Annotated in this window: 15 protein-coding genes; 4 read left to right on the forward strand and 11 right to left on the reverse strand. The window is 70.1% G+C overall.

Features of this window, described 5'->3' with window-relative positions; genetic code table 11:
• Positions 1–42: 42 nt before the first annotated feature.
• Both H5395_RS04195 and H5395_RS04200 read left to right on the forward strand, forming a co-directional pair.
• A complete protein-coding gene (locus H5395_RS04195) occupies positions 43–783 on the forward strand; it encodes a molybdopterin-binding protein (protein WP_182791335.1) in 741 nt (246 codons plus the stop codon).
• The gene (locus H5395_RS04200; RefSeq protein WP_370576370.1) at positions 780–1,487 is read left to right on the forward strand and encodes a GNAT family N-acetyltransferase; all 708 of its coding nucleotides are present in this window, start codon (positions 780–782) and stop codon (positions 1,485–1,487) included. The genes H5395_RS04195 and H5395_RS04200 overlap by 4 nt, the downstream gene beginning before the upstream one ends.
• A gap of 3 nt (positions 1,488–1,490) precedes the next feature.
• On the opposite strand, the gene H5395_RS04205 is transcribed toward H5395_RS04200, so the two are convergent.
• The 7 genes from H5395_RS04205 to cls all read right to left on the reverse strand — a co-directional run bounded on the left by H5395_RS04205 (position 1,491) and on the right by cls (position 7,266).
• Entirely contained in the window at positions 1,491–1,874 is a 384-nt protein-coding gene (locus tag H5395_RS04205; protein ID WP_182791262.1) for a hypothetical protein, read from the reverse strand.
• 8 nt (positions 1,875–1,882) lie between these two features.
• Positions 1,883–2,668 (reverse strand): DUF6478 family protein, encoded by a 786-nt coding sequence (locus H5395_RS04210; RefSeq protein WP_182791263.1) that lies wholly within the window; start codon positions 2,666–2,668, stop codon positions 1,883–1,885.
• An 11-nt stretch (positions 2,669–2,679) separates the two neighbouring features.
• Positions 2,680–4,413: a dihydroxy-acid dehydratase gene (gene ilvD / locus H5395_RS04215; protein ID WP_182791337.1), complete on the reverse strand. Its 1,734-nt coding sequence runs from the start codon at positions 4,411–4,413 to the stop codon at positions 2,680–2,682.
• Positions 4,414–4,481: 68 nt separating this feature from the next.
• Positions 4,482–4,796 carry an AzlD domain-containing protein gene (locus H5395_RS04220; RefSeq protein ID WP_182791264.1) on the reverse strand — a complete coding sequence of 105 codons (315 nt, stop codon included), beginning with the start codon at positions 4,794–4,796 and terminating at the stop codon, positions 4,482–4,484.
• The gene (locus tag H5395_RS04225) at positions 4,793–5,470 is read right to left on the reverse strand and encodes an AzlC family ABC transporter permease (RefSeq protein ID WP_182791265.1); all 678 of its coding nucleotides are present in this window, start codon (positions 5,468–5,470) and stop codon (positions 4,793–4,795) included. Before H5395_RS04225 ends, H5395_RS04220 begins: the two co-directional genes overlap by 4 nt.
• A 9-nt stretch (positions 5,471–5,479) precedes the next feature.
• Entirely contained in the window at positions 5,480–5,824 is a 345-nt protein-coding gene (locus H5395_RS04230; RefSeq protein WP_182791266.1) for a 4a-hydroxytetrahydrobiopterin dehydratase, read from the reverse strand.
• 11 nt (positions 5,825–5,835) lie between these two features.
• Positions 5,836–7,266 carry a cardiolipin synthase gene (cls, locus tag H5395_RS04235; protein ID WP_182791267.1) on the reverse strand — a complete coding sequence of 477 codons (1,431 nt, stop codon included), beginning with the start codon at positions 7,264–7,266 and terminating at the stop codon, positions 5,836–5,838.
• A gap of 91 nt (positions 7,267–7,357) precedes the next feature.
• Here cls and accD point away from each other — a divergent pair, with 91 nt between their 5' ends.
• Positions 7,358–8,329 carry an acetyl-CoA carboxylase, carboxyltransferase subunit beta gene (gene accD / locus H5395_RS04240; RefSeq protein WP_182791338.1) on the forward strand — a complete coding sequence of 324 codons (972 nt, stop codon included), beginning with the start codon at positions 7,358–7,360 and terminating at the stop codon, positions 8,327–8,329.
• 3 nt (positions 8,330–8,332) lie between these two features.
• Positions 8,333–9,604 (forward strand): folylpolyglutamate synthase/dihydrofolate synthase family protein, encoded by a 1,272-nt coding sequence (locus H5395_RS04245; protein ID WP_182791268.1) that lies wholly within the window; start codon positions 8,333–8,335, stop codon positions 9,602–9,604.
• Between the two features lie 135 nt (positions 9,605–9,739).
• Here H5395_RS04245 and zapE read toward each other — a convergent pair whose 3' ends face one another.
• The 4 genes from zapE to ccmI all read right to left on the reverse strand — a co-directional run bounded on the left by zapE (position 9,740) and on the right by ccmI (position 12,922).
• Positions 9,740–10,870: a cell division protein ZapE gene (zapE, locus tag H5395_RS04250; RefSeq protein ID WP_182791269.1), complete on the reverse strand. Its 1,131-nt coding sequence runs from the start codon at positions 10,868–10,870 to the stop codon at positions 9,740–9,742.
• Between the two features lie 203 nt (positions 10,871–11,073).
• Positions 11,074–11,229, reverse strand: coding sequence for a DUF1289 domain-containing protein (locus H5395_RS04255; protein ID WP_182791270.1), 156 nt, complete (start codon positions 11,227–11,229; stop codon positions 11,074–11,076).
• Positions 11,226–11,693, reverse strand: coding sequence for a Holliday junction resolvase RuvX (gene ruvX / locus H5395_RS04260; RefSeq protein WP_182791271.1), 468 nt, complete (start codon positions 11,691–11,693; stop codon positions 11,226–11,228). Before ruvX ends, H5395_RS04255 begins: the two co-directional genes overlap by 4 nt.
• A complete protein-coding gene (gene ccmI / locus H5395_RS04265) occupies positions 11,690–12,922 on the reverse strand; it encodes a c-type cytochrome biogenesis protein CcmI (RefSeq protein ID WP_182791272.1) in 1,233 nt (410 codons plus the stop codon). Before ccmI ends, ruvX begins: the two co-directional genes overlap by 4 nt.
• Positions 12,923–13,026: the final 104 nt, after the last annotated feature.

Here is a 13,026-nt window from a genome sequence, read left to right on the forward strand (position 1 = left end):
CCGCGCACGGGCATTATGACGCCCGAACAGCGAGGCATGACGATGCAATCGGAAAATCCCACCGCCGCGATCCTGCTGATCGGGGACGAGATCCTGTCCGGCCGCACCCGCGACCTGAACGCCCATCACCTTGCCGGAGTGCTGACCTCGGTCGGGATCGACCTGCGGGAAATCCGGGTGGTGGCCGACGATCATCAGGTGATCGTGGCGGCGCTTCGGGCGCTGGACCGGCATCTGGGCGGCGCCTGGGACATGGTGTTCAGCTCGGGCGGGATCGGGCCGACGCATGACGACATCACTGCCGATGCCGTGGCCGACGCCTATGGCGCGTCCTTGGAAATCAACGCCGAGGCGCGGCGGATGATGGAGGAACGCTGGGCGCGGCTCGGGACCGAGATCACCGAAAGCCGGTTGCGGATGGCCCGCATCCCCGTCGGCGCGACCCTGATCGAGAACGCCGAATCCGCCGCCCCCGGCTTTTCCATCGGAGGGCTGCATGTCATGGCGGGCGTTCCTTCGGTCTTCCGCAGCATGGTCGATGCGCTGCTGCCCCGGCTGACCCGCGGGCGGCCGGTGGTCTCGGATTCGATCCGCGTCGAGCGGCCTGAATCCGAGGTCGCCGACGGCTTGCGCGAAATCGCCGCCGCCCATCCCCGGCTGTCGCTGGGCAGCTATCCCTTTCGCGAAGAGGACCGCTTCGGCACCAATCTCGTGATCCGCGGCCTCGACGCGCAAGAGGTCGCGCAGGCGAGGGGTGCCCTGATCCGGCGGCTGGGGCTGTGATCCCGCCCGGGTTCGAGGACGCATGGACCGCCACCTGGCCCGCCGCCGAATATGCGCGCGAGGGCGGGTTCCTGGTCGCACGCGGCGAAGGCGGCGGCGGCCGCGTCAGCGCGGCGCGAGCCGTGGGAGCTTGGACGGCCGACGACATCGAGGCCGCCGAGGCCCGGCATCACGCCTGGGGCCAGCCGCCGCTGTTTGCAGTGGATGACGGGACGCTGGCAGAGGCGCTGGCCGGGCGCGGATACCGCGAATCCGATCCGACGGCGATCCTGTCGGCCCCGGTCGCCCCCTTGGCCGAGCCGCCGATCCCGCCCGTCACGGCAATGGAATGCTGGCCGCCACTGGCCATCCAGCGCGACCTGTGGATGCAGACCGGCATCGGCCCCGAACGGCAGGCGATCATCGACCGTGCGCAGGGGCCGAAGGCCGCGATCCTCGGGCGGACGCAGGACCGCGCGGCGGGGATCGCCTTTGTCGCGGTGCATGGGCCGTTCGCCATGCTGCACGCCATGGCGGTGCTGCCGGAATGGCAGGGCAGGGAACTGGGCGCCTGGATGGTCCGCCGCGCGGCGCGCTTTGCCCAAGGGCAGGGCGCGCGAGAGCTGGCGATTGCGGTGACGCGGGCGAACGCGCCGGCGCTGAGGCTTTACGACCGGCTGGGCTTCACCGAGACCGGCGGCTACAGCTACTGGCGGCGCGGCTGAGCCTCAGCCTGCGGCAAAGCGCCGGAATTCGCGCTTGAGCAGGTCAAGCTCGGCCCGCAGCAGGTCGATCTCGGCCCGCAGGTCGCCCTCCAGCCCCTCGCCCGCCAGCAGCGGCAGGTGCCCCAGCCGCAGGGCGCCGGGGCGCGGCCCCTCGACCCCCTCGCCGTCGTCGGCGATCAGCATGTAGGTCTGGACGCCGCCCGCCAGCGTCTCGGCCGGAAGTCTTGCGCGGATGCGCCACAGCCCCTCGCCCTCGGGCTCGACCTCGGCCAGCCCGACGGTGCGGCCGTTCAGGGTCAGGGCGACGCGGGCAGGCGCCTCGTCAAGCCGCAGGGCGCCTTCCCAGATACCGCCCGTCAATCCCAGCGAAGCGAATTTCCCGATCATCTGAACCTCTACATGTCGGCGCGCAGGTGGCGCGAGAAGAACAGGTCCCGGATGCGGACCGAGTTCATCTGAGGCGTCTCGAAAATCAGGTCGAGCCACATGCGTTCCAGCCGTTTTTCATTGATTTCAAGGTAATGCAGGTCGAATTCGATGGCGCGCGTCAGCACATCGCCGGGCACGAGGTCGCCCAGGTGGCGCAGCAGTTCGTCCGTGTTCGGACCATGGCCGATGTTCAGCCGCGCATAGATGCTCATCGGCCGCTCGACGCTGAGGGTGGCATCAAGGCGGATGATGTGCGACCGGGTGAGGTTGTCGAGACTGTCCGGCGGCAGGTTGATCGCCACCGAAAGGTAGCTGCCGCCGAAACCCAGCGTTTCCAGTTGCAGGCCATGGGGCGCAAGGTCGGCGGCGTTGCGGTTGGGCATCTGGCGCAGGATCAGCGCCTGCGACGGGCAATCGTGCCAGACGGCGGCCTCGTCGCCCAAATGCTGGCCGTTTCCGGGCGCGGCGATACCCGCGGGCGTGATCCGGTCGGACAAGAAGGACGGCCGCCAGCGCCAGTCGGTGCCGGGCGGCAGGTTCAGCACGTCCATGGCCCGGCCCAGACCCTCAAGCCGGAACTGGGCGCGGGACAGGAAGCGGTCGAGGCTGGCCCGCAGGCCCAGCGCATCGGCCTGGATCGCGCGCAACCGGCCGTTCGACATCCTGTCGGTGCTGGCGGCGATCGCCGCCCAATGCGTGGCCGCCCGGCCCCGCACGGCGTCTGCCAGCCACCTGCGCGGACGGAATGCCACGATGCGCCCCCTTACTGGTCCATGTAGATATGGGTTTCCGCCTGCGCCCCCGGATGCGTGACCGCGCCATAGCGGGCCGAGCCCACCAGCTTCGCGTATTTCCACAGCGCGCCCGAGGCATAGTCGGTCTTGCGCGGGCCTTGCCATTCGGCCCTGCGGCGTTCCAGTTCGTCATCCGAGAGGTCCACCGAGATCGTGCCCTCGATAGCGTTCAGCGTGATGATGTCGCCTTTCTTGACCAGCGCGATCGGTCCGCCATGGGCGGCCTCGGGACCGACATGGCCCACGCAGAAGCCGCGCGTGGCGCCGGAAAAGCGCCCGTCGGTGATCAGCGCGACCTTCTTGCCCATGCCCTGGCCCGACAGCGCCGCAGTGGTCGCCAGCATCTCGCGCATCCCCGGCCCGCCCGCCGGGCCTTCGTTGCGGATCACGAAGACGCAGCCTTCGGTGTAGGTGCGCGACTGGACGGCCTCGAAGGCGTCCTCCTCGCATTCGAAGACAAGGGCCGGGCCGGTGAAGACCTGATCCGCCTCGCTCATCCCCGCGACCTTCACGATGGCGCCGTCGGGGGCGAGGTTGCCGCGCAGGCCGACGACGCCGCCGGTTGGGGTCAGGGGCGTGGCGACGGGGTGGATGACCTTGCCGTCCGGCTCGCCCCGGATCTCGTCCAGTTCCTCGCCCAAGCTGCGCCCCGAAGCGGTGATGCAGTCGAGATGCAGCAGGCCCGCGCGGGCCAGTTCCTTCATCACCACCGGGATGCCGCCGACTTCATACAGGTCCTTGGCCACATATTCCCCGCCCGGCCGCAGGTTCACGAAATAGGGCGTGTCGTGGAAGATGTCGCAGACGTCGAACAGGTCGAAGTCGATCCCCGCCTCATGCGCGATGGCGGGCAGGTGCAGACCCCCGTTGGTGGACCCGCCGGTGCAGGCGACGACGCGGGCCGCGTTTTCCAGCGACTTGCGGGTGACGATGTCGCGGGCGCGGATGTTCTTTTCGATCAGGTTCATCACCGCCACGCCCGAGGCGTCGCAGAACTGGTCGCGGGACTCGTAGGGGGCAGGCGCGCCTGAGGAGTTGAGCAGCGCCAGCCCGATCGCCTCGGACACGCAGGCCATGGTGTTGGCCGTGTATTGCGCCCCACAGGCGCCCGAGGACGGGCAGGCGACCCGCTCCATGATGTCCAGTTCCGCGTCCGAGATCAGGCCCGCCGCGTGCTTGCCCGCCGCCTCGAACATGTCCTGCACGGTGATGTCGCGGCCCTGATAGCGGCCGGGCAGGATCGAGCCGCCATAGATGAAGACTGAGGGCACGTTCAGCCGCACCATCGCCATCATCATCCCCGGCAAGCTCTTGTCGCAGCCCGCAAGCCCCACGATCGCGTCATAGCAATGCCCGCGCATGGTCAGTTCCACCGTGTCCGCGATGGCGTCGCGGGAGGCCAGCGAGGACCGCATCCCCTCGTGCCCCATGGCGATGCCGTCGGTGACGGTGATGGTGGTGAACTCGCGCGGGGTGCCGCCGCCCTTCTTGACGCCCATCTTCACGACCTGCGCCTGCCGGTTCAGGGCGATGTTGCAGGGCGCGGCTTCGTTCCAGCAGGTGGCGACGCCCACGAGGGGCTGGTGGATTTCCTCCTCGGACAGGCCCATGGCGTAAAGATAGCTGCGATGCGCGGCGCGCGCCGGCCCTTCGGTCACGTGACGGCTGGGCAGTTTCGACTTGTCGAAGCGCGTGTTGTGCATCTGGCTGGTCCCCTCTGGCTTGGGGATGGGATAGTCGCGTGCGGCAGGGCGGGCAAGGGCAAGGGCGCTCACAGAGCCAGCCAGTAAGCCGCAACCCCGGCGAGTGTTGCAAGCCCGGCATCGCGGCGCCACCGCATGGCCGCGCCCGCCGCCGCCGCGCCCAGCAGGAAGGGGCGCAGGCTGCCCTGCGCCAGCGCCCCCCGCGCTTCGGGCAGCAGCACGGCAACGGCGATGGCGGCAAGGATGCAGGGGCCCAGCGCCTCCATCCATGCGGGGGGCGGCCTGGCACCCTTGCCGGGGTGGTCGCGCAGCAGGGGCAGGGCGCGGGTCAGATAGGTCACGGCCCCGATCGCGACAAAGGCCACCCAGAGCGCGGCAGTCACCGGAACCACCGCGCAGATAGGCAGGCCAGCGCGCCGCCGGGGATCGCCAGCCTGTCATGCCCGGTCAGGACCGCCAGCGCGGCGATGGCGGCGGCCAGCGCCACCGGCACCGCGACCTCTCGCCGGATGGACCCCAGCATCAGCCCGATGAACAGCGCGGGCAGGGCAAAGCCCATCGCGGCGGCGGCCGATTCGCTCATCCGCCGCAGGGCGTCGCCCGCGGCCGCGCCGATCAGGCTGCCGCCCGCCCAGGCGGCCCAGGCGGTCAGGGCCAGCGCGATCAGCCAGCGCCCGCCGGGCCGCCAGCCATTGCCGGTCGCGGCCAGCGCGGTGGCGAAGACCTCGTCGGTCAGGCCGAAGGCGAAGACCGCGCGTTCGCCCCGGCCCGCTTGGATGCGGGGGCGCAGGACAAGGCCGTAAAGCAGGTGCCGCAGGCTTGCAGCGCCAGTCAGCAGGATCATCACGACGACCGGCATCCCGGCCGGGATCGCGGCCAGCAGGAAGGCCTGGTTCGCGCCGGAAAAGACGATGGCCGATATGGCGCCGACCTCGGCCACGCCAAGCCCGATGCCGGTTGCCGCCGCGCCGAAGGCGAAGGCCGCCGGCAGGTAGCCGATGGAGATGGGCATGGCCGCGCGCAGGCCGGCGCAGAAGCTGTCGGGAAGCTGGCTCATGGGCGGCGGCTATAGCGCGAGGATCGCGTTCAGCCTGGCCGCGCAGATCAGGTCGTTTTCGGTCAGCCCGCCCGCCGCGTGGGTGGTGAAGCTCACCTCGCAATAGCCCCAGCCGAAGCAGATGTCGGGATGGTGCCCCTGCTGCTCGGCCAGCCAGGCCGCCAGATTGGCCATCTGCGCGGCGCGGGCGAAGCCCTTGAACTGCCATCGCCGCGCGATGGCGGTTGCGTCGGGCGACAGGGTCCAGCCCTCCAGCACGGCAAGCGCCGCCTCGGCCTCGGCGCGGGTCATGGGGGGCGTCCCGCCGTCGCAGGGCACGCAATGGCGCGTGGCCAGATCGGATGCGTCGGTCATGCCTAGTCCTTTCACAGCAGCGGCGCGGCCAGCGCCAGGATGTTGTTGCGAAGCCGCCGCCACCAGGGCCAGCGCCGCACCTCGGCCAGCGTCAGGGGGCGCGAGCGGGCAACGTAGCTGCGCTGGCGTTCGTCCAGTTCTGCGGTCAGCGCATCGTCCACCACCACCAGGTTCAGTTCGTAGTTCAGCTCGAAGCTGCGGCGGTCGAGGTTGGCGCTGCCCAGCATCGCCATCCGCCCGTCCACGGTGATGATCTTGGAATGGATCAGCCCCGGCTGAAACAGCCGCATCTCGACCCCCGCCAACAGAAGCCCGTGCCACAGCCCCTCGCTGGTGGCTTTCACGAACAGTGAATCGTTCCGCTCGGGCAGGATCAGCGTGACCCGGACGCCGCGCCGCGCCACGGTGCGGATGGCGGAATCCAGTGGGGCCTGGGGGACGTAATAGGGGGTGGTGATCGTCAGATGGTGGCGTGCGCTGTGGATCAGGGTGGTGATCGTGTCCGACATCGACGCCTGCCGGTGGTCCGGCCCGGTGGCGATGACCTGCGCGATGGCGCTGCCTTCGACGGATGAGGGCGTGCCGTCCATCATGTGACCAAGATCCTGCCCGGTATAGCTCATCCAGTCGGCCAGGAAGGCCGTCTGCATCTGGCGCACGACCGGCCCCTCGATCCGCACGAGGATGTCGATCCAGGGGGCGAAGCGCGGCTTGATGGCGAATGCCATGTCGGCGCAGTTGCGGCTGCCGGTAAAGGCCACGGCGTTGTCCACCACCACGATCTTGCGGTGGTTGCGCAGGTCGAGGCGCTGGAACAGCACTTGCAGCAACGGATAGACCACGGGGTAGGCCGCATGGCAGGCGACCCCCGCCGCCCGCATCCGCCCCCACTGGGCCGAGCGGACCAGCAGCCGCGAGCCCACCGCATCGACGATCACCCGCACCGTCACGCCGCGTTCGGCCGCGCGGATCGCGGCATCGGCGATACGTGTGCCGGACCGGTCGGGCAGCCAGATGTAGAACAGCAGATGCACATGGTCGCGGGCCGCGTCTATCTCGGCGGCGATGGCGTCCAGCGCGCTGTCGTCCTCGGGCAGAAGATGCAGTTCGTTTCCGGCGACGGCCGGAAAGCCGCCCACAGCGCGGCCGCAGCGGATCACCGGCTCGGCATGGTCGGGCAGGGGGTCGAGCAGGTCGTGCCCGCCCCGCCGCCAGCGCCCGCCGAGCCGGTCGCGCACATGCCGCCGCGTCTGCAGATAGCCGCGCCGCAGCCGGATCTCTCCGAACAGAAGGTAGCCGAGAATGCCCGCCAGCGGCAGCACGACGATCACCAGCAGCCACGCCAGCCTGACTGGAGGTTCAAGCCGCGGGCGCATCAGCACCCTTGCCGAGACGGCTAGCGCCGCCACGGCATGAAGGATGATCGCCAGGTCGGCCCACATGGTCCGGCACCATGCCGAGCCCGCGCGCGATTGCAATAGCGCCCGCCCCGGCCTATTCCGGCGCGACGCCCGGATTTCGCAGGGGACCGCCATGAACTGGATCACCAACTACGTCCGCCCGCGCATCAACTCGCTGTTCTCGCGGCGGGAGGTGCCCGAGAACCTGTGGACCAAATGCCCGGAATGCGGGACCATGCTGTTCCACCGCGAACTGGCCGACAACCTGAATGTCTGCACCAACTGCGACCATCACCTGCCCATCAGCCCGCGCGCCCGCTTCACCGCGCTGTTCGACGGCGGCGTCTTTTCCGAGGTGAAGGTGCCCGAGCCGGTGGTGGACCCGCTGGGCTTCAAGGACCAGAAGAAATACCCCGAACGGCTGAAGGCCGCGCAAAGGGCATCGGACGAAAAGGACGCCATGCTGGTGGCCGAGGGCGAGATGGGCCGCACGCCCATCGTCGCCGCGGCGCAGAACTTCGACTTCATGGCAGGCTCGATGGGGATGTATGTCGGCAATGCCATCATCGCCGCGGCCAAGCGGGCGGTCGAGATGAAGCGGCCCCTGGTGCTGTTCTCCGCCTCGGGGGGGGCGCGGATGCAGGAAGGCATCCTGTCCCTGATGCAGATGCCCCGCACCACCGTCGCCGTGCAGATGCTGAAGGAAGCGGGGCTTCCCTATATCGTCGTGCTGACCCATCCGACCACGGGCGGCGTGACCGCCAGCTACGCCATGCTGGGCGACATCCAGATCGCGGAACCCAACGCCCTGATCTGCTTCGCCGGTCCCCGCGTGATCGAGCAGACCATCCGCGAAAAGCTGCCCGAGGGCTTCCAGCGCGCCGAATACCTGCTGGAACACGGGATGCTGGACCGGGTGACCCATCGCAAGAAGCTGCGCGAGGAGCTGATCTCGGTCCTGCGGATGCTGACCAGGCAATCCGCGCCCGTGGTGGCCGACCTGCCGCCGCCGGGCGTCCTGCCCTCGGCGCTGCCCGATACCCCGCCGGAACCCGAACCGGCCGAGGTGATCGCCGCGCCCGAACCGGCCGCCGCGCGGGACTGAGGCATGAGCGCCGCGACCGACGCCATCCTGCAGCGGCTGACGGCGCTGCATCCAAAGGTCATCGACCTGTCGCTGGACCGGATACGGCAACTGCTGTCGGACCTCGGCGACCCGCAGGACCGCATCCCGCCGGTGATCCATGTCGCAGGGACGAACGGCAAGGGCTCGACCCAGGCCTTCATCCGCGCGGGACTGGAAGCGGCGGGGTTGGGGGTCCACGCCTATACCTCGCCGCACCTCGCCTTCTTCAACGAGCGCATCCGGCTGTCGGGGGAACTCATCGGCGACAAGATGCTGGCCGACACGCTGGCCGAGGTCGAGCGGGTGAACGCGGGCCGTCCCATCACCTTCTTCGAGGTGACGACGGCGGCGGCCTTCCTAGCCTTCTCGCGGGTGCCTGCGGATTACACCCTGCTGGAAGTGGGTCTTGGCGGGCGTCTGGACGCCACCAACGTGGTCAAGGCGCCGCTCCTGACCGTCATCACCCCCATCAGCGTCGATCACACGCAATATCTGGGCGAGACGCTGACGCAGATCGCGGGCGAGAAGGCGGGCATCCTCAAGCGCCGCGTCCCCTGCATCGTGGCCCGCCAGCCCGACGAGGCGCTTGCGGTGATCGAGGCTGCGGCCGCCCGCCTTGGCTGCCCGCTTTCGGTCGCGGGCCAGCACTGGACCGTTGCGCGCGAAGCGGATGCGCTGGTCTATCAGGATGAACGCGGGCTTGCGGATGTGCCGCTGCCTGCTTTGCCCGGTCCGCACCAGATCGGGAACGCGGGCGCCGCCATCGCCGCCCTGCGCGAATTGGGTTTCGGACAGGCCGAGGCCGTGGCGGCGATGGAACAGGTCGAATGGCCCGCCCGGATGCAGCGGCTGACGCGCGGGCCGCTGGTCCGGGCGGCAGGGTCCTGCGAGCTTTGGCTTGACGGCGGCCACAACCCGGCAGGCGGCGAGGCGCTAGCGGCGACCTTGGCCGCGATGCCGCGCAAGCCCACGCATCTGGTCTGCGGGATGCTGAACACCAAGGACGTGGCCGGCTACATGCGCCCGCTCGCGCCGCAGGTTGAAAGCCTCACGGCGGTGTCGATCGAAGGCGAACCCGCGACGCTGCCCGCCCGGACAACCGCCGACATGGCGGAAAGCGTGGGCATTCCCGCCGCCACCGCGCCCGACGTGTCCGCAGCCGTCGCGGGGATCGTCCGCCAGCATCCGGGCGCGCGCATTCTGATCTGCGGCTCGCTTTACCTCGCAGGCCGCGTGCTGCGCGAGAACGGCTGAACCACTGCGGTCATTTCACACCCACGCCGCTTTCCCATCCGGGACCGGCCAGCAGGCTTCTTTCTGGCCCAAATACCCATGCCACGCTCACGGAGGCAGCGCCACGGCCGCATCTCCGGCAGGCGGCCCCGGACTTCACGAAGCCGGAGCGCTTCCCCAGCCCGCTCCCTGCATCTCGCGCAACCGGCTCGCCGTCCGCTCGAACTCGAAGGCGCCGCGGCCCTCGGGGTAAAGCGCCTCGGGCTCGGCGGCGGCGCTGGCGTAAAGCCGCACCTTCGCTTCGTAAAGCGCATCCACCAGCGTGACGAAGCGCTTGGCGCGGTCGTGGTTCGCGGACCCGAGCGTGGGGATGCCGTCGATCAGCAGCGCGTCGAACGCCCCGGCGATGGACAGGTAATCCGCCGGGCCGAGGGGATTCCCGCACAGATCCTCGAAGCCCGTGCGGGCCACGCTGCCGGATGCGGCGGGGATCGTCAGGCTGCGGCCATTCACCGGCAGTTCGCGCGGCGAAGGCCGGGCGTCATTCGTCAGTTCGACCCATAACTCGTCCAGCGCCTCGTGCGCGGCGGCGTCGGCCGGGGTGAACCAGACCTGCCCCGAGGCCACGCGCCCCTGCCGGTGATCGCGCGACGATTCCAGATGCAGGACATGCATCCGTTCCCGGACCAGCGCGATGAAGGGCAGGAACAACTGCCGGTTCAGCCCGTCCTTGTAGAGATCCTCGGGCACCCGGTTCGAGGTCGTGACCACCGTCACCCCGCGATCGAACAGCACCTGGAACAGCCGTCCCACGATCATCGCGTCGGCGATGTCGGTGACCTGCATCTCGTCAAAGCAGAACAGCCGCGTGCGGGCGGCGATGCCCTCGGCCACCGGGCGGACGACGTCCTGCTCGCCCCGGGCGCGGGCCTCGTTCAGCCCGGCCTGCACCTCCTGCATGAACTCGTGGAAATGGACGCGGCGCTTCTCGGCAAGGGGGGCCACATCCATCACCAGGTCCATCAGCATCGACTTGCCGCGCCCGACGCCGCCCCACATGTAGATGCCCTTGAGTTCCGGCCCCGGCGGCGGCGGATTGGCCTTCGCCCCGAAGATGCGGCCAAGCAGGCCGCCGGGCTTGCCCGCCGGATGCGGCCGGCCCAGCGCCGCCACCAGCCGGTCCAGCGCGGGCAGCACCATGCGCTGGGCTGCGTCGTCCCCGATGGCGCCTTCCGCAACGCGGCGGTCATAGGCGGCGGTGACTTGGTGCGTGACGGGATTGCTCATGGCCGAGCCGTGCCAAAGATCGGCCTCTTGCGCAAGGTGGCGAAAAGGCGGTCGCTGCCCATGAATGGGTCCCCATCCCCATTCAACCCGGGATATCTGGGCGAAGAACAACAACATCGCCGAGGCACAGAACGTCCGGCCCGCAGGGCAACGGAGGCACATCAAGCGGAAACCGGCAGGCTGTTGCAGCGGCGTCCTTGCCGCTAGGTGGCCGCGATCCGGCGCAGGACCGCCCGCTTTTCCTCGTCGGCCATCCGGCCCCAGCGGGCGATCTCGTCCAGGGTCCGCAGGCAGGCGGCGCAGACCCGCGTGTCGGGGTCAAGCGCGCAGAGCTTGCGGCAGGGGCTTTCAACGCTCATGCCAGATACCGCAGCCGGTCCAGCGCGCCCTGCAGGATATAGCCCGCCGCGACCTGGTCGATGACCTCGGCCCGCTTGCGGCGCGAGGCGTCGGCCTCCAGCAGCGCGCGCTCGGCCGCGACAGTGGACAGACGCTCGTCCCAGAAGGACAGCGGCAGAGGCGTCAGCCGTTCCAGATTGCGGGCGAAGGCGCGGGTGGACTGGGCGCGCGGACCCTCGGTCCCGTCCATGTTGCGGGGCAGGCCAAGCACGATGCCGACAAGGCCGCGCTCATCCACGATCCGCAGCAGTTCTGCCGCGTCCAGCGTGAACTTCTGCCGCCGGATCACCGTCAGGGGCGTCGCCACCTGCCGCATCCCGTCGCTGACCGCCACGCCGATGGTCTTGGTGCCAAGGTCCAGCCCAGCGATGGCACCGCTGCGGGGAAGGCTTGCTGCGAAATCCTCGATGGCGGCGCAGATCATGGGGCGGGGACCAGGCCCACGGTCGCCGCCGCGCGGTCGATGATCTCCATCGCCTGCGGGGTGCCGCCGAAGATGGCCTGGGCGCGGGCCAGGATCTCGCGGGCGCGGGCTTCCTCGCCGATGCGGACCAGCGAGGTGATCAGCCGCGCCCATTCCGCCGGCGGGCCGCTGTCGGTCATCAGCCGCGCCTCGAGGTTGCGGACCATCCCGGTGATCATCTGCTGCTGTTCCTCGGGGCTCATCTCGCCGGCGGCGGCCACAGCCCCGGCATCCGGGCCGGGCAGGTCAGATCCGGCCATGGGCGGCGGCTGGTAGTTCGGCTCGCCCGCGAGCCATGAAAGTTCCGGCATCAGTTGCCGGATCGGCGCGACCCAGGGGGCATCCGCCGGGCCGGTTTCCAGCAGGTCGCGCCAGAGGCCGAAGGCAAGGTCCGGGCGGTCGTTCTGGGCATACATCAGCCCGGCCAGATAGCGCGCCTGCCCGTCGGCGGGATCGATCCGCAGCGCCGCCTCGATCTCGGCGCGCGCCTCGGCCGAGACGAAGCCCCCCGCCGCCTCGATCATCAGCGCGGCCAGGCGGACGTGGTCGGGGGCCTGCGACGCGGGGCCGCGGATGGCGATCAGCCGCTGCTGCGCGTCGCGGGCGGCGGCGATGTTGCCTAGGCGGGCCTCGTGCTGGGCCAGCAGTTCAAGGCCCTGCGGGTCGTTGGGGCGGCGCGACACGGCGTCGCGCAACTGTTCGACCAGCCGCAGGTATTCGGGATCGGCCTGCGGGGAGGGCTGCGCGGGCGCAGCCGCCTCGGCCTCGGCCTGAGAGGGCAGGGCGGCCAGCCGCTCGTCCGAGGCGGCGATGCGCGCGGCCAGCGGCAGGTCCGGCATCGCCGGCTCGCCGAGACGCCAGTAGATCGCGGTGCTGCCCGCCACCACCAGCGCCAGCGCAACGGCGGCAACCCAGGGCCGGGCGCTGCGGGACGCGGGCGCCGAAGGCTTCGCCATGGCGCGGTCGGCGTCGAGGATCTTGCGGCCGATCTCGGTCTTCAGCCGGTCGGCCTCGTCCCCGGTCAGGACGCCGCGCTTCACGTCGCGGTCCACCTCGCGCAGCTGGTCGCGGTAAACGCCCAGGTCATAGGCGGCCGCCGGCTCGGCCACGGCCTGCGCGCGCCCCATGAACGGCCGCAGGATCGCCACCGCCACCAGGACTGTCATCGCCGCCGTCAGTATCCAGAACATCGCCGCCTCTTTGCTTTGCCCGACCAGATAGGGGTTTTCCGGCACGGGCGAAAGCGCCGGGACGCCGCAGGCCGCGGCTGCGACACCGAGGGACTTGCGAAGGC

It is taken from the genome of Paracoccus sp. MC1854 (assembly GCF_014164635.1).
GTDB lineage: Bacteria > Pseudomonadota > Alphaproteobacteria > Rhodobacterales > Rhodobacteraceae > Paracoccus.

Excerpts from the sequence above, each read along its gene's own strand:
- H5395_RS04195 (WP_182791335.1), top strand. The coding sequence starts at position 43 with ATGCAATCGGAAAATCCCACCGCCGCGATCCTGCTGATCGGGGACGAG.
- H5395_RS04205 (WP_182791262.1), bottom strand. The coding sequence starts at position 1,874 with ATGATCGGGAAATTCGCTTCGCTGGGATTGACGGGCGGTATCTGGGAA.
- ilvD (WP_182791337.1), bottom strand. The coding sequence starts at position 4,413 with ATGCACAACACGCGCTTCGACAAGTCGAAACTGCCCAGCCGTCACGTG.
- H5395_RS04225 (WP_182791265.1), bottom strand. The coding sequence starts at position 5,470 with ATGAGCCAGCTTCCCGACAGCTTCTGCGCCGGCCTGCGCGCGGCCATG.
- H5395_RS04230 (WP_182791266.1), bottom strand. The coding sequence starts at position 5,824 with ATGACCGACGCATCCGATCTGGCCACGCGCCATTGCGTGCCCTGCGAC.
- cls (WP_182791267.1), bottom strand. The coding sequence starts at position 7,266 with ATGTGGGCCGACCTGGCGATCATCCTTCATGCCGTGGCGGCGCTAGCC.
- accD (WP_182791338.1), top strand. The coding sequence starts at position 7,358 with ATGAACTGGATCACCAACTACGTCCGCCCGCGCATCAACTCGCTGTTC.
- H5395_RS04245 (WP_182791268.1), top strand. The coding sequence starts at position 8,333 with ATGAGCGCCGCGACCGACGCCATCCTGCAGCGGCTGACGGCGCTGCAT.
- zapE (WP_182791269.1), bottom strand. The coding sequence starts at position 10,870 with ATGAGCAATCCCGTCACGCACCAAGTCACCGCCGCCTATGACCGCCGC.
- H5395_RS04255 (WP_182791270.1), bottom strand. The coding sequence starts at position 11,229 with ATGAGCGTTGAAAGCCCCTGCCGCAAGCTCTGCGCGCTTGACCCCGAC.
- ruvX (WP_182791271.1), bottom strand. The coding sequence starts at position 11,693 with ATGATCTGCGCCGCCATCGAGGATTTCGCAGCAAGCCTTCCCCGCAGC.
- ccmI (WP_182791272.1), bottom strand. The coding sequence starts at position 12,922 with ATGTTCTGGATACTGACGGCGGCGATGACAGTCCTGGTGGCGGTGGCG.